The following is a 19,939-nucleotide window of genomic DNA, read 5'->3' on the forward strand; positions in this document are numbered from 1 at the left end:
AGTTGCTGTGGTCGTTGAAGAAAATGACGTAAGTCCAGACATGGATGTCTGGCTAGCTTTCGAGGGGAAGGGACGCCCCATCGTAAGCGTTAGTTATTTTCGAATAAGGCCGCAGCTTATTCGTTTCTCAGAATAACTTCGTTGGAGCGGCAAGGGATGTCGAGAAGGGAAATGCTGTTGTTTCCCTTTCGTCTGGGGTGGGCGAAGCGCCACGACCTTGATTTTGCTGTTGTCTTTGTTGTTAAAAACAGTAAATAACCCTATCCACTAAAGACCCTCCAAACAAAAAAGCGAACTTCAATGAGTCCGCTTTTGATCTTAAAAAAGCCAATAAATTAACTTTTGGCTAGAAGTTAAAACACCATTTCTGGTACATGCTCTGGCACGACTAACTTACCTGCAGTTTTAGATTGAATCTCTTCAACACTGACACCCGGGGCTCGTTCTAACAAGTGGAATGCGCCGTCTTTGATTTCCATAAAGGCTAAATCTGTCATGACACGTTTAATGCAGCCATAACCGGTTAATGGCAGCTCGCATAAAGGTAATAACTTAGAGTTACCTTTTTTGTCAGCATGCATCATGGTGACAATAATATTGTCAGCGCCTGCCACTAAATCCATGGCGCCGCCCATGCCTTTAATCAATTTACCTGGGATCATCCAAGAGGCGATTGAGCCGTTTACATCAACTTCAAAAGCGCCGAGCACGGTTAAATCGACATGGCCGCCACGGATCATGGCAAAGCTTTCAGCCGATGAGAAAAATGATGCGCCATCAACTGCGGTGACTGTTTGCTTACCTGCGTTGATGAGGTCGGCGTCAATGGTGTCTTCAGTTGGGAACTCGCCCATACCTAATAGGCCGTTTTCAGATTGCAGCATCACGCTCATGCCTGCAGGAATGTAGTTAGCCACTAAGGTCGGAATACCGATACCTAAGTTAACGTAAAAGCCGTCTTGCATTTCTTGGGCTACACGTTGAGCAAGTTGTTCTCTTGATAAAGCCATGATCTTGCTCCTTATGCTTGGTTGTCAGGTTGAGGTTTAACGGTGCGCTGCTCAATACGTTTCTCAAAACTTGCTTGAATCACCCGATCAACATAAATACCAGGGGTATGAATATGGTTTGGGTCTAGCTCGCCCGGCTGGACAATTTCTTCCGCTTCTACCACGGTGATTTTGCCTGCGGTAGCCATCATAGGATTAAAGTTAGCCGCTGTTTTACGAAAGATTAAGTTACCCATGGTATCGGCTTTCCATGCACGAACTAAGGCGAAATCGGCGGTTAGTGACTCTTCAAGCACATAATTACGGCCTTTAATTTCACGGGTTTCTTTACCATCAGCGATTGGCGTGCCGTAACCAGTTGCAGTGAAAAAGGCTGGGATACCCGCGCCGCCAGCACGAATTTTTTCAGCCAAGGTGCCTTGTGGGGTTAAGATGACATTTAACTCACCTGATAGCATTTGCTGTTCAAAAGTGGCGTTTTCACCCACGTATGAGGCAATCATGGTGGCAATTTGGCGCTGCTTTAACAATAAGCCCAAACCAAAATCATCAACCCCAGCGTTGTTTGAAATTGCGGTAAGCCCAGTTACGCCTGTGGTCACCATATGATTAATCAGGCCTTCAGGGATACCACACAGGCCAAAGCCACCGACCATAATTGTCATGTCGTTATTGAGGCCGTTTAGGGCTTCTTGGTAACTGTGAACGACTTTGTTGAGTCCTGCCATAATCTTGTCCTTTTCAGTTTGCGGTTTGCAAATTTATATCGTTTTAATGTGCGCTATTAAGCACTGACTTTAAACAATGGCCTATACCGTTAGCGCTTGGGCGACTTTTGAACCTGTGGTGCGGCCCAATACTTGGCTGATTTGATTGCCTGCTTGGGCAAGTTTGTGTAAATCAATGCCAGTTTCTATGCCCATGCCATGGAGCATATAAACTAAATCTTCAGTGGCGAGATTACCCGATGCGCCTTTGGCATAAGGGCAGCCGCCAAGGCCTGCGACCGATGAGTCAATTACGCTTACGCCTGTGGTTAAACAGGCTTGAATGTTGGCTAATGCTTGGCCGTAGGTGTCATGAAAGTGTAGCGCCAGTTTATCGACAGGCACTAAATTAGCGACGGTTTCAACCATCTTACGGGCTTTTAGTGGCGTGCCAACACCAATGGTGTCTCCGAGGGAGATCTCGTAACAGCCCATTTTGTAAAGTATTTCAGACACGCGGGCCACTTCTGTGCTCTTTATCTCGCCTTCATAAGGGCAGCCCAGTACACAGGAAACATAACCGCGTACCTTAATGTTTCGCGCTTTAGCGAGCGCCATGACTGGCTCAAAGCGGGCGATTGACTCGTCAATCGAGCAGTTAATATTGCGTTGGCTGAAGCTTTCTGATGCGGCGCCAAAGATGGCCACTTCATCTGCGCCAGCGTCAAGGGCAAGTTCCAGCCCTTTTAAATTTGGGGTGAGGGCAGAGTAGACCACGCCTTGTTTACGTTTTATTTGCCGTAAAATATCACCTGAGTCGGCCATTTGTGGCACCCACTTAGGTGAAACAAAGCTGGCCGCTTCAATACGATTAACACCGGCAGCGGCTAACTGCTCAATAAGAGTAATTTTGTTTTCAATAGAGACCGTGGTTTCATTTTGCAGTCCGTCACGGGCACCAACTTCAAAAATACTGACCTGAGTCGGGAGATTGCTCGGTAACATTTATGCCTCCGAGTCAGCAGATTCAGGCGCTGTGACATCAAGTGTTGTTGGCTCGACATTTAGCAGTTGGGCACCATCGGTGACGAGCTCGCCGCTTTGAAAGTAAAATTCACTGACCACACCATCAAATGGCGCTTCAATGGTGTATTCCATTTTCATCGCTTCCATCACTAATAAGCCTTGGCCTTCAGTGACGCTATCGCCCACCTCAACTAAGTGAGTGACCACAGTGCCATTCATTGGCGCTTTTAATTTGTCGGCGCTATCAATGGTGTCTTCAGCTATTTGGGCTAATATCGCTTTAAAGTGATAGCTGCCGCTCGGTAAGAACAAGGTAAAGTCATCACCTTGATGGCTGACGGGAATGTTGCTTTTATGGCCATTAATTTCAGCCTGCAGCATGTCATCTTTAATGGTGCCTGCAAGCGATAATGCTTGGCCGTTAAGGTTAAGATGCAGTGCATCGCCTAAATCGGTGATGACGAGATTGTGCAATTGCTGCTCGTCACTGCTGTCGCTGAGTAGGGCAACATGATGCACGCTGGCGCTATTGAGTCTAAAGCCACTAACTTGTCCCCACGGTGAGTAAGGGTCGTGGCTGTTGGTGGCGGTGGATTTTGCCGCTTGCTGGCGAGCTAATACTTGATAAAGCCCCGCTAATGCCACTGCGTTGTCTGACTCATCAGTAACATTGCCAATTAAACTGTCGGAATAGCGCTCGATAAAGTCGGTACAAAAATTGGCGTCTGAAAAGGCTTTATGCTCAGCAATATTAGCGAGGAACTCGATATTGTGTTTAAGGCCGCTGATTTGATACGAGCTTAATGCGTGGGTTAAGCGCTGCAGTGCGCGGGGGCGAGATTCGTCCCAGACAATCAGTTTTGAAATCATTGGGTCGTAAAAGTTACTAATGACATCATTTTCGCGAATGCCTGAATCAATGCGTACATGACGGTTTTGATCCGGCTCGCGCAAGAAGGTTAACTTGCCTGACGCGGGTAAAAATTCATTGCGGGGATCTTCAGCATAAATACGAGCTTCAAAGGCGTGGCCATGAATACGCACTTCAGCTTGGGTAAGGGGCAACTCACTGCCACTAGCGACCATTAGTTGCCATTTTACTAAGTCTTGCCCGGTGACCATTTCTGTAACTGGGTGCTCAACCTGTAGACGGGTGTTCATTTCCATGAAGTAGAAACTGCCATCAGTATCTAATAGAAACTCAACCGTGCCTGCGCCCACATAATCAATGGCTTTAGCTGCGGCTACTGCCGCTTCACCCATTTGCTTACGCAGTGCATCTGACAGCCCTGGGGCTGGCGCTTCTTCGACCACTTTTTGATGGCGACGCTGGATGGAGCAATCACGATCTGATAAATAGATGGTATTACCGAAAGTATCGGCAAACACTTGTAGCTCCACATGACGTGGCTGGCGTAAGTAGCGTTCCATTAATAATTTGTCATTACCAAACGATGATGCCGCTTCTCGACGAGCTGAGTTAATCGCTGCTAGCACTTCAGCTTGGCTTTCAACAATCTTCATGCCTTTGCCACCACCGCCATAGGCCGCTTTAATCAGCATGGGGTAACCAACATTTTCAGCTTCAGCCAGTAGGGTTTCATCTGATTGGTCATCACCATGATAACCGGGCACTAATGGCACATTGGCTGCGCCCATAATCATTTTGGCGGCGCTTTTACTGCCCATAGCATCAATGGCATCACTGCCTGGGCCGATAAATACAATGCCGTTTTGCTCACAGTTGCGAGCAAAGTCAGCGTTTTCAGACAAGAAACCATAACCGGGGTGAATCGCTTCAGCGGCTGACTTTTTCGCAATTTCAATGATCAAATCAGCTTTTAGGTATGAATCAGCCGGAGCGCTGCCACCAATGTGGAAAGATTCATCGGCCATGGTGACATGGCGGGCATCTTTATCGGCATCAGAATAAAGCGCTACAGTACGAACGCCCATGGCGCGGGCGGTGTTGATGATGCGACAGGCAATTTCACCACGATTGGCAATTAAAATCTTAGTAAACATTATTGGGCTCCTTGTGCATCAGTCTTAGCGCTGCTTTTAGTCGATTGAGCACGCCATGATGGTGAACGTTTTTCAAAGAATGCATTGAGGCCTTCTTGGCCTTCGTCTGATACACGTATGCGGGCAATCTGCTCGCTAGTATGGGCAAGGGTGGCGTCATTTATCACGCCATCTTCAAGGTGGGACACTAAGGTTTTAACCCAAGCCATGCCTTGGGGACTGTTAGCGTTAAAGGCCTCGATAAACGGCTGGGCTGCTGCGTCTAAATCATCATTAACTTCATGAATTATTTGATGAGTTAAGGCTACAGTGGCACTGAAGCGCTCGGCGGTGAGCATATAACGTCGTGCTTGGCGGTTGCCCATGGCTCGCACCACATAAGGGCTGATAACCGCAGGGATTAAACCGAGTTTGACTTCACTGAGGCAAAAGCTTGCGCGCTCATTGGCAATGGCAATATCGCAGCAGCAAATTAATCCCAGTGCGCCGCCAAAGGCTGCGCCATTGACTAAGGCGATAGTCGGCTTAGGAAACTTATCTAGCACGTGCATTAATTTAGCCAGTTCATGGGCGTCATTGAGGTTTTGCTCAAAGTCCATTTTGGCTTGCTTGCGCATCCAGTTAAGGTCAGCGCCAGCACTGAAGTTTTTACCGTTGGCGCGCAATATTAATTGCTGGCATTGGTCGTTTTCGGCAAAGGCTTCGATGGCGGTGATCATTTCATTAATCATCACTTCATCAAAGGCATTATGTTTTTCAACGCGGTCTAAAATTAATTCACCAACGCCTTGGTTAAGCTGGCATTGAATGTATTGATATGGGTTGGCTATTGCCATGTTTGCATGCTCCTATTGATATTGAATGAATAACCGCAATTACATGCGGAACACACCAAACTTGGTATCTTCAATAGGCGCATTTAACGCCGCCGATAACGCTAAACCCACTACATCACGCGTTTGAGCAGGGTCGATAATGCCGTCATCCCACAGGCGTGCACTGGCATGGTAGGGATGACCTTCTTTGTCATATTGCTCAACAATCGGTTTTCTAAAGGCTTGCTCGTCTTCATCAGACCAGTCTTGGCCTTTACGGGCTAAACCGTCACGGCGAACTGTGGCCAATACACCAGCAGCTTGTTCGCCGCCCATGACTGAAATGCGAGCATTGGGCCACATCCACATCATGGTGGGCTCAAATGCACGGCCACACATGCCGTAGTTACCCGCGCCATAACTGCCACCAATGATGACGGTAAATTTAGGCACATTGGCACAAGATACTGCGGTAACCATTTTAGCGCCGTGCTTAGCAATACCCTCATGTTCGTACTTTTTACCTACCATAAAACCAGTGATGTTTTGCAGGAACAGTAATGGGATTTTGCGTTGGCAACACAATTCAATAAAGTGCGCGCCTTTTTGGGCCGACTCTGAAAATAAAATGCCGTTGTTAGCCACAATGCCGACAGGGTAGCCATGAATGCGGGCAAAGCCGCAAACCAGCGTGTTACCGTAATTGGCTTTAAATTCATCAAAATCTGAGTCATCAACAACCCGGGCAATAACCTCTTTAACATCAAAGGGCTTTTTAAGGTCGGTACCGACAATGCCGTACAATTCACTGATATCGAATTTAGGTGGCTTTGATGGACTTAGCTGGGCTGTAATTTGCTTTTGATGGTTTAAGCGTGAAATGGCTTTACGGGCAAGCTCAAGTGCGTGGTCATCATTTTGGGCTAAATGGTCGGCAACACCAGAAATCTTAGTATGTACTTCAGCGCCGCCTAATTCTTCGGCGGTTACTTCTTCGCCGGTAGCGGCTTTAACTAATGGCGGGCCGGCTAAAAAAATAGTGCCTTGCTCTTTTACGATAATCGACTCATCTGCCATGGCGGGAACATAGGCGCCACCTGCTGTACACAAACCCATGACCACAGCCACTTGCGGAATGCCTTTAGCTGACATTTGCGCTTGGTTGTAAAAAATACGCCCGAAATGATCGCGATCGGGAAACACTTCATCTTGTCTTGGTAAGTTTGCCCCGCCTGAATCCACTAGGTAGATACAAGGTAAATGACAGCGACTGGCAATGTCTTGGGCCCGTAAATGCTTTTTCACCGTAATAGGGTAGTAAGTACCGCCTTTAACGGTGGCGTCATTGGCGATAATCATACATTCAACACCGCTTACACGGCCAATACCGGCAATCACACCGGCTGCGGGCACAGCTTCATCATAAACTTCATAGGCGGCGAATTGGGATATTTCTAAAAAGGGTGAGCCGGGATCGAGCAGTTTTTCGACTCGATGACGGGGCAGTAATTTACCTCGTGACAGATGGCGCTCAAGGGCGACAGGACCGCCACCTTGTTCAATTTGGGTGAGTTTGATTTTTAGATCATCAACTAATGCCACCATGTCATCATGCTTGGCTTTAAACTCGTCACTACGGGCGTTAATACGGCTGCTCAATTGCGTCACAATTCATATCCTTAATGAGTCAAGTGAGGCGTTAGCATGGCTGAGTCTAAAGGGGGATGGGGTCTCAACCACGCTACGCACTAAACACTTTGCTATTGACGTTAACTTTTGAATAATTTGGTGTTGATTGTATTTTTTAGTGTGCTGCTAACTAGCTAAATTCTAGAAGTTATTTGGATTAGCTATCCAAATTTAACAGCTATTTGGATTAGCTATCCAAATTTAACAGCTATTTGGATTCATTAAACAGCTCACGTCCAATCAACATGCGGCGAATTTCTGAGGTTCCCGCACCAATTTCATATAACTTGGCATCACGTAATAAACGCCCTGTGGCATATTCATTGACGTAACCATTGCCACCTAGTAACTGAATCGCATCCAGTGACATTTTTGTGGCAAGCTCGGCGCTATATAAAATTGCGCCAGCAGCATCTTTACGGGTGGTTTCGCCGCGGTCACAAGATTTGGCCACGTTATAGATGTAGGATTTAGCAGCGTTCATGCCGGTGTACATATCGGCAAGCTTGCCTTGGACTAATTGGAATTGACCAATGGATTTACCAAATTGTTCCCGCTCGTGAATATAAGGCATGACAATATCCATACAGGCATTCATGATGCCTAACGGCCCACCTGATAACACCACGCGTTCGTAATCAAGGCCGCTCATCAGTACTTTTACGCCATTGTTAAGGCCGCCTAAGATATTTTCTTCAGGGACTTCACAATTCTCAAATACCAATTCACAGGTATTGGAGCCGCGCATGCCTAATTTATCGAGTTTTTGTGCGGTGCTGAATCCTTTAAAGGTTTTTTCAACAATAAATGCAGTGATGCCATGTGGGCCTTTGTCTGCATCAGTTTTGGCATAAATCACTAAGGTGTCAGCATCAGGACCATTGGTGATCCACATTTTGTTACCATTAAGAATGTAACGGTCGCCTTGTTTACGGGCGCTTAACTTCATTGACACCACGTCTGAGCCCGCATTAGGTTCACTCATGGCCAGTGCGCCGATATGTTCACCGCTAACTAATTTGGGTAAGTACTTGGCTTTTTGCTCAGCGCTGCCATTACGGTTAATTTGATTAACGCAAAGGTTTGAGTGGGCGCCGTAACTTAAGCCAATAGAAGCAGAGGCGCGGGAGATTTCTTCCATGGCGACGACATGGGCAAGGTAGCCCATATTCGCGCCGCCATACTCTTCAGGCACGGTGACGCCAAGGAGTCCCATCTCTCCTAGAACTGGCCACATGTGGTTAGGAAAAGCATTATCTTGATCAACTTGCGCCGCGATGGGCGCAATCTCGTTGCTGGCAAAATCATGTACGGCATCGCGAAGCATGTCCACGTCTTCGCCCAGGCCGAAATTAAGGCTTGTATAGAGTGATGTCATTGTCTTGTGTCCTGTTGAATATTAGCTATTTGCGCCGTGAAACTATCTTGTTCCTTAGGCTTATAATTTTTATATTGTTGCTGTTATTATTCAGTTAAACGGATCTTTTGCTGTCGATGATGAGTCGCTATTTAACACTTTCCTCTAGGGCTGACTTACATTGCTGCTCAGCAGAGTTCAGTTCCATAAGTACCACCTTGATATCGTCCATTTGCTGCTGCAAAGAAGCTTTTTTCTCTTCTACTAAATCGAGCATTGTTTGTAGTTGAGAAGTACTGCTTTTATCTGCATCGTAAAGCTCAAACAAACGACGGGTTTCCGCTAACGAAAAACCTAAACGTTTACCTCGTAATATCAGTTTTAAGCGCACACGATCTTTTAAACTATAGATACGTGTTTGACCGCGGCGCTTAGGTTTTATTAAGCCTTGGTCTTCATAAAACCGAATACTACGTGTGGTGATATCAAATTCCTTTGATAAATCACTAATTGAATAAGTGGATTGTGGGTTTAAATTTGCGCTCATCGTTTCACCAAAAGTACGTCTTTTGATGCAAGATATATGAAGTTTACGTAAAGGTAAAGTTTGTCGCCAGTTGCCAAGGCTGTTTTTGTTAAAAAACAATGTAAATACAGCTTGCCAAGGCCTAGGGATTACCGCGCGCAAGAATGGCGCAGTGACAGAATAGTGAATTCAATATTGTAGCAAAGACGCCATTAATTAGGTTAATAATTAATGGTGATTTTTAGTGCTAACTTATAATTATCATTAAGTTAGCATCATAACACTGAAGTTTTTATTTATGTGTTATTGCTGAGATTTCTATATCCCTTGGTCTAATGGGGAAACTTTTTTAACCACGCCATAATGAAGTTAATTCAATATTACTCACGGTAAGTTATTTAAAGGTATGACTTAGCGTGAAAGGTCAATCGTTCAGTGGGGAGTAGCTTATGGCTGGTTTAGGGATTGAAATGCATCAAGATTCTTTACAGGATAAACAAGGGTTTTGGGGAAAGGCTGCCAAGGCCATTACCTGGGATAAGCTGTTTGATAGTGTGTTAGATGAGGCTAATGCGCCATTTTATCAATGGTTTGCTGGTGGCGAAATGAATACCTGCTATAACGCTGTTGACCGTCATGTGTTAGCTGGCCACGGTGATCGCATTGCCATTGAATACATAAGTCCTGTAACCCAAAATCAGTACAGTATTAGTTATCAAGAATTACTATCCCAAGTGAGCCGGTTAGCCGGTTACATGCAATCCATTGGCATTGAAAAGGGCGATAGAGTGGTCATTTATATGCCGATGGTGCCAGAAACCGCCTATGCCATGCTGGCCTGTGCCCGCATAGGCGCCATTCACTCTGTGGTGTTTGGCGGCTTTGCAGCCAATGAATTAGCCACCCGGATTAATGATGCTAAACCGAAACTTATTTTATCGGCATCTTGTGGTATTGAGCCGTCAGGCGTGGTGAAGTACAAACCGCTATTAGATGATGCCTTAGCTCAAGCGTCTCACCAAGTTGACCATTGCGTTATTCTCAATCGACCTCAATATACTGCAGACTTACAAAGCCCAAGGGACGTTGACTGGCAAAGTGCTGTGAGCCATGCATTGTCAGTGGATTGCGTCGCCGTTGAAGCGACCCATCCGCTGTATGTGCTTTATACCTCAGGTACAACAGGCCAACCCAAAGGCGTGGTGAGAGATAATGGTGGCCATGGGGTGGCGCTAATCTGGTCTATGAAGCACATATATAATATCGGCGCTGGCGATGTGTTTTGGGCTGCATCAGATGTGGGCTGGGTTGTGGGTCATTCTTATATTGTTTACGGGCCATTATTAGTTGGCGCAACAACATTGATGTATGAAGGTAAGCCCATTGGTACCCCCGATGCGGGGGCTTTTTGGCGGATCATCGAACAATATAATGTAAAAAGCTTTTTTACCGCGCCGACGGCCATTCGAGCCATTAAACGCGAAGATCCTGACGGAGCATTAGTTAAAGGTGTTGATTTATCGTGTTTAGGGCAAGTATTTCTTGCGGGTGAACGCTGCGATCCCGACACGCTCAATTGGGCCCAAGATAAATTGGCCAAACCTGTTATCGATCACTGGTGGCAAACTGAAACCGGTTGGCCAGTTGCGGCGAATTTGATGGGGATAGATCCTATCGAGATTAAAGCGGGATCGCCCGCAAGACCAGTACCCGGTTATCAGGTCGAAGTACTCGATGCCATGGGCGAGCAAGTTAGCGCCAATGAAAGTGGTAATGTGGTGATTAAACTGCCGTTGCCACCGGGTAACTTAACCACCTTATGGAACAACGATAAACGCTATGTGGAGAGCTATTTATCTATGTATCAAGGTTATTATTTAACGGGCGATGCGGGCTATATTGATGAAGATGGCTACCTGTATATTATGAGCCGCATAGATGACATTATTAACGTTGCTGGGCACCGATTATCTACTGGGCGCTTTGAAGAGGTATTGTGCCAACATTCAGCGGTTGCAGAAGCGGCGGTTATTGGGGTGCAAGATAAACTCAAAGGTCAGGTACCGTTAGGGCTAGTGGTACTTAAAAATGGCGTCGAGTTATCTGATGAAGTTTTATATCAAGAGTTACTAGCATTGGTGAGACATGAAATTGGCCCAGTGGCGTCTTTTCGATTAGTCAGCGCGGTGCAAAAACTGCCTAAAACCCGCTCGGGTAAAATCTTGCGCGCCACCATGCGTAAGATTGCTGACAATAACGAATATACTATGCCTGCCACTATTGAAGATCCGATGACGCTAGATATTATTCGCACGGCATTAACTAAGATGGGCTATGCTGATGCGTTGGCCAAGGAACTCACGGTTTAGTTTGTGTGTCATGTTAACAAACGAGCCTGATGGCTCGTTTTTTTATGGATAACGCCTTTTTATCGAATATAAAGATATTAAGGACTAAATTTGGTCTAAACTGAGAGTTAAGTGCTGATTTATAGTGTTATTTAATCAAACTGAGATGTTTTTTATTTTATAATCGGCAAGGGTATTCTATCTATCGTTAAACTAGATGTATTCTCGAATTCAGTTACTCGTGGCTGAAATTGAGAAAGATGACTGTTAACCAGTAAATATGACAAAGGTTTGATCAAGTTTTATGAACAACATTAAAGAACTGCCAGAAAAGATTAATACTAAAACCAGCAGACTATTTTGGTTAACCATTTTTACTGGTGGTATTTACCCGATAATTTGGTTATTTGCTAAGTATCCCAAAATGGATGCAATTACATCAATTCGCACCGCTGATGACGACTTTATTATCGCTATCGCGGTTTGCTTTGGCTTTGGTGGTGTGCTGTCACACAGTGCAATGGGGTTATTGAGTGGAGTAGGTAGTTTGTTACTTTTTGGCGCTTTCTTCTTGTACGTGTTTTGGTCATTTAGGGCCCGTTCTGCATTACAAGACTATGCCCATGTGAATTTTGGAATTGATTTCAAAATGAACACGTTTTTCACCGTGGTATTTAATATTTTCTATATCAATTATTGCATTAATCGATTACCTGAAGAGCAGCAAAAAGGCCACCCAGCCTATGGCAAAGGCAGTATTAACATTACAGAGATTAAGTGAAGTAACAAGCTGATAAGGCCTTAAGGATAGATACAAAAAAGCAGACTATTTTTAATCAAATAGTCTGCTTTTTATGAATAAGTTTACTGAAAAACCTTGTGGTTATTATTTTTGATGCAACGGCATCAAATTATTTATTGAACTCAGCAATAGCCTTTGCATTGTTTGCTCACCTAAATGTTGTGAGCATTGCTCGGCGTTTATGTCGCTGGTGTTTATTTTTCAAATAGACAGGCTTCATCGCTGCCATTGGCGCCCTGAGTAACCAGTTGTGCAATTTTATGTTTAACGCAATCAGTTAACTTGCGCTCTGATTTTCGGGTTTGCATATACAGGTTCATATTAGGCTTATTACGCATCAGTTCGGCGCGCTCTGTTTTCGGTATCATTTGCGCCCTAATTGCTTCATTTTGAGTTAAGTGATCAACCGCGCCTTGTGATACCACTAACGTGATGGCATCAGTGCCAACGAGGAAGTCACTAATTTCATTGAGATTATTGGTTTTGGCTGCAACGTCGAGCTCGCGTTTACGGCTATCGGCAAACTGTTTCAGTGGTGTGGCTTCAATGTCACTATTAAAGTGTAACACTTCGGTCAAAATAACCGGGTAGTTCAGCACTCTATCAAGAATAGGTTTGTATATCTCATTCCAAATTGGGTGATCATCTCTTGCGACAATGAAGGTATCTCGCACTTCACATATTTTCTGATTTTGAATCCCTACATGGCTAGATGCTTGGCAACTTATCACCACATCACATTGGCTATTTAGCAGCATTTCTTCATCATTGGGACCATTGTCTTGCAGTACCGCTGATTTCACACAGGCGCTCATGCAACTACATTGATAGAGATTTCTTAGTAGGCCATTGGTGAAGCCCGATGGAGCATGGATAACAACTTTGTTATCAAGTTTGTCATTACTTTTATCAATTTCTTGGGCTAAGTCGAGGTGGTTTATCTCGATTTTTTTAATGATGGGGTAGAGCCGTTGTGCTTTATCGCTAATTTCAAGACCGGCTACTTTTTTGACAAATAAGGGGTCATCAAATGCATCTCGCAAGCGTGATAAACAGCGGCTTATCTTTGATTGAGGAACATTAAAAGCTTCAGCAGTGAGCTTGCCACTTTTAAATTCATATAGCCTTAAAAATACTAATAATGTCATGTAATCAAGATGCTGAAGCTTGTCTTGAGTGGTCGCGTTAATCATTGATTAGTTTCCGTAGCAGATGTGAATTTTTTGAATATACCAATTTCGGGGTATAGGTTGCAGGTTAATTGTAGTATTTATTAACCTAATCACATTTTTTAATGGAATTTATTCAAGAAGTGTTAATTGGCAGAGGGGTAAAATCTAATTTTAAATCATTAGCTTAATTGGTTAAAACTGGTGGATTTAGAGAAAGTACACTTTACCTATACAATTTAGGATTGCTGGTTAAGTGAACAGGTTTAATGATTGATATGTGTTTTTAATGCCAGTAAAAGGAAATGCAAAATAACTTTTACTCGGATAAACAAAGCATAACTTGCTTATCTAAAGTTAAAAATCTAGATTAAGGTGTTGTCTTATATGAATAATTTTTTTCAGAGTCTTGTTGGTGATCTAATATGCCGCTTTTGGCAAAAGTGTATGCACGTATTATGACTGTAATTTAGTTACACAAATCAGTATAATCACCGTCCAAATGGATTCGCTATACGCGATTAATCTCTGCGACCTTTGGAAAATAATAAATGAATACCCTACCATTCAGTTCAGACATCGGCGTTATTGGCCTTGGTGTTATGGGCAAGAATCTCGCGTTAAACATCGTTGATAATGGCTACCAGGTTGCTGCTTTTGATTTAGATACTGTCAAAGTTAATGCTGCCATTAATCAAGAACAAGCGGAAAGAAAAGCCAATTCAGCCCCCCGAATGCTGGCTTGTAATAATCTTACCGAAATGCTGTCATCTCTAACTAAGCCACGTGTTATTGTGCTGTCAGTTCCTGCTGGTGGACCTGTTGATGGAGTGTGTAAATCATTAATTGAAGCGGGCATTGAGTCAGATGACATTGTCGTTGATACCGGTAATAGTTTATGGACTGATACTGTAGAACGTGAAGCACGTTATAAAGGTAAGTTTGTTTTCTTTAGCTCTGCAGTCTCTGGCGGTGAAGTTGGCGCTCGATTTGGCCCTTCTTTAATGCCTAGTGGCGATAAAGCTGCATGGCAGTATGTAGCACCTGTCTGGAATGCCATAGCAGCTAAAGTCGATCCTGCTACAGGTTTACCCATTGAACGTTTTGAGCCTGGTAACCCTGTTGTTGAAGGCGAGCCTTGTACAACATACATAGGTCCTGCCGGTTCTGGTCACTATGTGAAAATGGTACATAACGGCATTGAATATGCGGACATGCAGTTAATTTGCGAAGCATTTCAATTGCTTCATGACGGATTAGGCTTAAGTGCCCATGAAATTGGTGATATTTTCAATGGCTGGAATAATGGCAGCTTGAATAGCTATCTGATGGGGATAAGTGCAGAAGTATTGCAGCAAGACGATCCACTAACAGGCAAGCCATTAGTTGAGATGATCCTTGATAAAGCGGGTCAAAAAGGCACAGGCCTTTGGACTGCGGTAAGCAGTTTACAAATTGGTTGCCCTGCGCCTACGATTGCCGAAGCTGTTTATGCCCGCGCGGTAAGTACTCAAAAAGATTTACGAGTACAGCTTAACAGCAAACTTGCTGGCCCTGCGGTTGTAACCCTTTCTGATGCAGAAAAAGCAGCATTTATTGCTAACTTAGAAGATGCACTATATTGCGCCAAAGTGTGCTGCTATGCACAAGGGTTCCAGCTAATGGCAATGGCCGCGAAAGAGCAAAACTGGACTTTAGATTTTGCTGAAATAGCCAAAATTTGGCGTGCAGGCTGTATTATTCGTGCCACTTTCTTGCAAGAAATTACCAAGGCTTACCAAGATAATGCTGAGCTGCCGAACTTATTAATGGCTGATACCTTCAGTGCTAGCTTATCGGCTAAACATATGAATTGGCGTAAAACGGTTGCCGCATCAGTGATGCAAGGCACGCCAGCGCCATGTATTAGCTCGGCAATTGCTTATTATGATAGTTACCGATGTGAAACTTTGCCTGCTAACTTACTTCAAGGTCAGCGCGATTTCTTTGGTGCTCATACGTTTGAACGCACTGACAAGCCAGCGGGTGAAAAGTATCATTTAGATTGGAGTGCTAAAGCGCGCACCTTATCTAAAGTTTAAATTGCAAAAGCAGTTTAAGACTTATTGTAAATCAATAGATTAAAAAAGGGCTTCTACTAAATAGTAGAAGCCCTTTTTATTGGTGATATTTTATTATTGCGGCAAACTAAACACTAAACCTATGCTAAATAACAAGCTAAAAATCATTGTGAGTTTTGCGGTTCTGCCTAGAATTGGATTGAGTGCTTCACCACTGGTGTTACTGAACTCGCCACTTAACTGACGGGCATAAACGATGGAAAGCCCGGCGAGTAAAACCGGTAAACCAGCAAGGTAGCCCATCAGAAAACCGCCAATGATGAGCCCAAAGGGTAAATACACTAAGGCTTGATAAAGCACTCTTGCCTGAGCTTGGCCGATACGAACCGCTAAGGTGTTTTTGCCAGCTTTGGTATCAGTTTGGATATCACGGGTATTATTGACGAGCATAATCGCGGCATTGAACATACCAATGGCGCTGCCAAGTAACCAAGCGCTGATACTGGTTTCCCCAGCCTGTAAGTAATAACTACCTACTACGGCCACTAGTCCAAAAAAAACAAATGCGGCGATTTCACCTAAACCGTGAGAAGCTAATGGATACGGGCCGCCACTGTAACAGACGGCACCTAATAATGAGGCTACAGCTAAAATAGCGATAGGCCAACCACCGTGTAAAATCAGTGCTGAGCCGACGATAAGTGCGAGAATAAGACACAAAATCATCGCATTTCGAACACTGTTGGGAGATATCATGCCACTTTGGGTAACTCGAACTGGACCAACACGCTCATCGGTATCAATACCGTTTTTGTAGTCAAAATAATCGTTGGCTAGGTTTACGGCTATTTGCAATAAAATAGCACACAGCATCGAGATACAAGCAATTGTAAAACTAAAAAGTTCTAAATGTAGTGCTAAAATATTACCAATTAATAATGGACCAATCGCAGCCGGTAAAGTACGTGGTCTAATAGCTAAAATCCAAGATTGCATATAATTAAGGCTTCAGGGTGTTGATTTAAATTAGAATGGACTAATAGCATAGCAATTTTTTGAGATTTTGTACGGGGTTATGATCTCGCAAATGATGAAAAAGTTATGCTATTTTTTCTTCTAGGTAGATTTAATTTTATATGCGACTCAATTTACGATTAAATTTTCCAGTAACCAAGGTTATTAAGTTAACCTATGATATTAGTGATAAGTAAATAAACTGCTAGGAATATTATGAGCCAAGTATTAAATGACCTTTTGTCTTTGTTGTCTCTAGAGCGAATTGAATTAGGGCTGTTTCGCGGTCAAAGCCAAGACTTGGGTTTTGGTCATGTTTTTGGTGGCCAGGTGATGGGGCAAGCGCTGAGCGCTGCTAAGCAAACCGTCAGTGAAGATCGCCATGTGCACTCTTTACATTCTTACTTTTTACGAGCCGGTGATGAAAAGTTACCGATTGTCTATGATGTTGAAAATATGCGTGATGGCGGCAGCTTCAGTGCAAGACGCGTAAAAGCGATTCAGAAGGGTAGGCCAATTTTTTATATGACCTGTTCTTTTCAAGCTCCAGAGGAAGGCTTTGAACATCAAGCTGAAATGCCTAATGTCCCCGGGCCTGAAGGCATACTTAATCAGCAAGAACTTGCTGTGAGTATGCGAGATAAGATCCCAGCAAGAATACTTGAAAAGTTTATGACTGACTCACCGATTGAGATGCGTTTAGTTAACCCTTCGCACCCCATCGCGCCTGATTCCACTGAGCCCAAACGATATATCTGGATGCGTGCCAATGGTAAAATCCCAACGGATCATAATGTACAAGAATATTTATTGGCTTATGCCTCTGATTTTAATTTTTTAGTCACCGCAGCTCAGCCTCATGGGGTTTCATTTTTAACGCCTGGCGTTAGGATGGCGACTATTGATCATGCGATGTGGTTCCATAGACCGTTTAACTTTTCTGATTGGTTGCTTTACAGTGTTGAAAGCAGCAATGCTAGCGGTGGTCGCGGTTTTGTAAAGGGGCAGTTTTTTGATCAACAAGGCCGTTTAGTTGCATCAGCAACCCAAGAAGGCCTACTTAGAATAACAAAAGGATAATTTATGAAATTTTCATTTAAAATGGCGATATTTTCGTTATTAACATTAATGCTAAGTGCTTGTGTCACCGTTCAACCTGAGCCGCCAGTGGTTATTAATGGCTATGCGGGCTACTTAGAAAAAATAGCCTTGCCTCAAGGCTGTAAAATCAATATTGCCATTATTGACTTTAATACCCCAGGTTCAATCATTTCACAAAAGACCTTCGATATTGCCAGAGCTCCAGTGCCGTTTAAGTTTACTTTACCTGCTGAAGGTATTGATGATGCGGTGGATTATGGGGTGGTGGCAATGATTACCTACAATGAGCAGGTAATTTTTCAAACCTATGAAAAGTTTCAAGTCATCCACAACGACAAGTTCACCACTGAAGTTGTGATGAAAAAAGTCCCTCATTAGTTTTCGTTAGGTTTAACTCACTCAACCTATAAATATAATGCCCTAAGAATCATTTTAGGGCATAAGTCACATCTTAATATTTCCGCCATTGCTTATGTTGGTTTTCGGGTAATAATCAAATTCTTCATCAATTTTTATTTAAGGCTTAAGTTGTGCCTGAATTGTCTGCATCTACAAGGTCTAAAACCTGTCGGCCAAAATCTGAAATACGCTTAATTTGGGCTTTGTGCTTAGCATCTGTCGTGGTTTATATAAACCTATATGCCATGCAGGGGATGTTGCCATCCATTGCTGAACACTTTGAGGTTTCAGGTGCTAGAGCTACATTGATTCTATCTTTTACCAGTTTTTCACTGGCATTTTCATTACTGTTGTATGCGGTTATTTCCGATAGAGTCGGGCGGTTAATGCCGATCATGGTGAGTATGTGGTTACTCGCAGCCTCTAATATCTTACTGATTTTTGTACAAGACTTTGACTCTTTGTTGATGGTGAGGTTACTGCAAGGGGTTTTGTTAGCTGCCGTACCAGCCATTGCGATGGCTTATTTTAAAGAGCAACTGCCAGCGAGCTTTATGCTAAAAGCTGCAGGTATTTACATTATGTCCAATAGTCTTGGTGGTATTGGCGGACGCCTGATGGGTGGGTTATTGTCACAATACTTTGATTGGCAGTCAGCAATGATGGTGAATTTTTTGGTGACCTTAACGGGTATCGCCTTGGTGACTTATCTATTACCTCGATGTGAGCAAAAAAATGCCCCACAATTAGATAAGCAAAGTACCTTTTTGAAGATAAAACAAGATATTGGCGGCTTTGTTTATCACTTAACGGATCATCAAATGCGCTTAGTGTATGTCATTGGTGGCATAGCGTTTATGATGATGGTAAACCAGTTTAGTTTTATTCAATTACACCTCATGGCTGAGCCGTATGGGTTTAGTCGTTTCGGTGCGACATTAATTTTCTTATGCTATCTCAGTGGCACTTTTACTTCGTACTTATCTGCAAAGTGGGTGGTTAAATTTGGGGTGGAATTTTTATATCGCGGCGCATTAGTTGTGATGTTCTTGGGTACTTTACTGACCTTAGTTGATAATTTATTTGCTATCGTTATAGGCTTTTTATTAACAGCAAGTGGATTCTTTTTAACCCATAGCTGTTGTAACTCATTTGTGGCCATCAGGGCGTCCTCTCACAGGGCTAAAGCAACATCACTATACCTTTGTAGTTATTATCTCGGCGCAGCTCTTGGAGGGCCTTACTTGATGATGTTTTGGGTTCAAGCTGAATGGCAAGGTGTTGTTGTGGGTTCAGTTGGCTTATTGGTATTACTGTCGCTGGCTATATTCAGGTTGTCGCATTATCAAAGCCTAAGTAAAGCTGCTGTATAATGTCAGTCCTCTTGGGAAAATAATTTCGTCATTGTTTATAGAAGAAGCCTTAATGGCTTCTTTTTTTGTCTCAAATTTACAGTTAAATAAGACTTTATAAGCACAGAGTTGAATAGCGATTTAGTTAATGAATTTAATAAAGTCACTAATTGATGAATTGAATAGCAGGTTGTGAGTAGGCAGTGCTTAGTATTGGTTTGAATCGTTCTAGTTAGAAAACTCTCTAAGGCGGATTTGAAGTTATCAATTGGAGGATTTTATAGTGTTTTCGCTTGGTTGCTGTAATTGGTGTGATCGAGTATATCCGTAATAGGATCTATGATGGATAAGAGCTGTTTGAATTAGGTTACAGATATCGATGAGATATTAGCGATGAGTTCTTTTGGGAAATTTACTCATATTCGTCATTGGAGCTTTTTTAACACGCTACCAACTCGCCTAATTTTAGGCACAAAAAAACCACATTTAAGTGGTTTATGTTCTTTTAGAAAAAAGAAGGTGGTATCCCCTAGGGGATT

The 19,939-nt window shown here is 43.5% G+C and carries 16 protein-coding genes; 6 read left to right on the forward strand and 10 right to left on the reverse strand.

Annotation, left to right across the window (positions count from 1 at the left end):
- Window positions 1-353: 353 nt before the first annotated feature.
- From AB4160_RS19065 to AB4160_RS19100, 8 genes are all read right to left on the reverse strand, one after another.
- Window positions 354-1,010 (reverse strand): 3-oxoacid CoA-transferase subunit B, encoded by a 657-nt coding sequence (locus tag AB4160_RS19065; protein ID WP_102436292.1) that lies wholly within the window; start codon window positions 1,008-1,010, stop codon window positions 354-356.
- An 11-nt stretch (window positions 1,011-1,021) separates the two neighbouring features.
- A complete protein-coding gene (locus tag AB4160_RS19070) occupies window positions 1,022-1,738 on the reverse strand; it encodes a CoA transferase subunit A (protein WP_102436294.1) in 717 nt (238 codons plus the stop codon).
- 81 nt (window positions 1,739-1,819) lie between these two features.
- Window positions 1,820-2,722: a hydroxymethylglutaryl-CoA lyase gene (locus AB4160_RS19075; RefSeq protein WP_102436296.1), complete on the reverse strand. Its 903-nt coding sequence runs from the start codon at window positions 2,720-2,722 to the stop codon at window positions 1,820-1,822.
- Window positions 2,723-4,768 carry an acetyl-CoA carboxylase biotin carboxylase subunit gene (locus tag AB4160_RS19080; RefSeq protein ID WP_372006029.1) on the reverse strand — a complete coding sequence of 682 codons (2,046 nt, stop codon included), beginning with the start codon at window positions 4,766-4,768 and terminating at the stop codon, window positions 2,723-2,725.
- On the reverse strand, window positions 4,768-5,604 hold the full coding sequence (locus AB4160_RS19085; protein ID WP_102436300.1) for an enoyl-CoA hydratase-related protein: 837 nt from the start codon (window positions 5,602-5,604) through the stop codon (window positions 4,768-4,770). Before AB4160_RS19085 ends, AB4160_RS19080 begins: the two co-directional genes overlap by 1 nt.
- Before the next feature lie 39 nt (window positions 5,605-5,643).
- On the reverse strand, window positions 5,644-7,251 hold the full coding sequence (locus tag AB4160_RS19090) for a carboxyl transferase domain-containing protein (RefSeq protein ID WP_102436302.1): 1,608 nt from the start codon (window positions 7,249-7,251) through the stop codon (window positions 5,644-5,646).
- A 229-nt stretch (window positions 7,252-7,480) separates the two neighbouring features.
- A complete protein-coding gene (locus AB4160_RS19095; protein WP_102477009.1) occupies window positions 7,481-8,650 on the reverse strand; it encodes an isovaleryl-CoA dehydrogenase in 1,170 nt (389 codons plus the stop codon).
- A 127-nt stretch (window positions 8,651-8,777) separates the two neighbouring features.
- Window positions 8,778-9,176, reverse strand: a complete 399-nt coding sequence (locus AB4160_RS19100) for a MerR family DNA-binding transcriptional regulator (protein WP_102436306.1) — start codon at window positions 9,174-9,176, stop codon at window positions 8,778-8,780.
- A gap of 428 nt (window positions 9,177-9,604) precedes the next feature.
- Here AB4160_RS19100 and AB4160_RS19105 point away from each other — a divergent pair, with 428 nt between their 5' ends.
- Together AB4160_RS19105 and AB4160_RS19110 are read left to right on the forward strand one after the other, a co-directional pair.
- Window positions 9,605-11,524, forward strand: coding sequence for a propionyl-CoA synthetase (locus AB4160_RS19105; RefSeq protein WP_372001348.1), 1,920 nt, complete (start codon window positions 9,605-9,607; stop codon window positions 11,522-11,524).
- A 283-nt stretch (window positions 11,525-11,807) separates the two neighbouring features.
- Window positions 11,808-12,284 (forward strand): hypothetical protein, encoded by a 477-nt coding sequence (locus tag AB4160_RS19110; protein WP_102520632.1) that lies wholly within the window; start codon window positions 11,808-11,810, stop codon window positions 12,282-12,284.
- A 215-nt stretch (window positions 12,285-12,499) separates the two neighbouring features.
- Here AB4160_RS19110 and AB4160_RS19115 read toward each other — a convergent pair whose 3' ends face one another.
- Window positions 12,500-13,498, reverse strand: a complete 999-nt coding sequence (locus AB4160_RS19115) for a LysR family transcriptional regulator (RefSeq protein WP_102520633.1) — start codon at window positions 13,496-13,498, stop codon at window positions 12,500-12,502.
- 527 nt (window positions 13,499-14,025) lie between these two features.
- On the opposite strand from AB4160_RS19115, the gene gndA reads away from it, so the two are divergent.
- Window positions 14,026-15,555, forward strand: coding sequence for an NADP-dependent phosphogluconate dehydrogenase (gndA, locus tag AB4160_RS19120; RefSeq protein ID WP_372006031.1), 1,530 nt, complete (start codon window positions 14,026-14,028; stop codon window positions 15,553-15,555).
- Between the two features lie 93 nt (window positions 15,556-15,648).
- Here the strand turns inward: gndA and AB4160_RS19125 are convergent, their stop codons facing one another.
- Window positions 15,649-16,530: a 1,4-dihydroxy-2-naphthoate polyprenyltransferase gene (locus AB4160_RS19125; RefSeq protein ID WP_102439476.1), complete on the reverse strand. Its 882-nt coding sequence runs from the start codon at window positions 16,528-16,530 to the stop codon at window positions 15,649-15,651.
- Window positions 16,531-16,764: 234 nt separating this feature from the next.
- Here AB4160_RS19125 and tesB point away from each other — a divergent pair, with 234 nt between their 5' ends.
- The 3 genes from tesB to AB4160_RS19140 all read left to right on the forward strand — a co-directional run bounded on the left by tesB (window position 16,765) and on the right by AB4160_RS19140 (window position 19,421).
- Window positions 16,765-17,628: an acyl-CoA thioesterase II gene (gene tesB, locus AB4160_RS19130; protein WP_372006033.1), complete on the forward strand. Its 864-nt coding sequence runs from the start codon at window positions 16,765-16,767 to the stop codon at window positions 17,626-17,628.
- Window positions 17,629-17,631: 3 nt separating this feature from the next.
- Window positions 17,632-18,027 (forward strand): YbaY family lipoprotein, encoded by a 396-nt coding sequence (locus tag AB4160_RS19135; protein WP_076540422.1) that lies wholly within the window; start codon window positions 17,632-17,634, stop codon window positions 18,025-18,027.
- A gap of 161 nt (window positions 18,028-18,188) precedes the next feature.
- Window positions 18,189-19,421, forward strand: a complete 1,233-nt coding sequence (locus tag AB4160_RS19140; RefSeq protein ID WP_372006035.1) for an MFS transporter — start codon at window positions 18,189-18,191, stop codon at window positions 19,419-19,421.
- The last annotated feature ends 518 nt before the right edge of the window (window positions 19,422-19,939 follow it).

The organism is Shewanella sp. 10N.286.51.B8 (assembly GCF_041469325.1).
Lineage (GTDB): Bacteria > Pseudomonadota > Gammaproteobacteria > Enterobacterales > Shewanellaceae > Shewanella.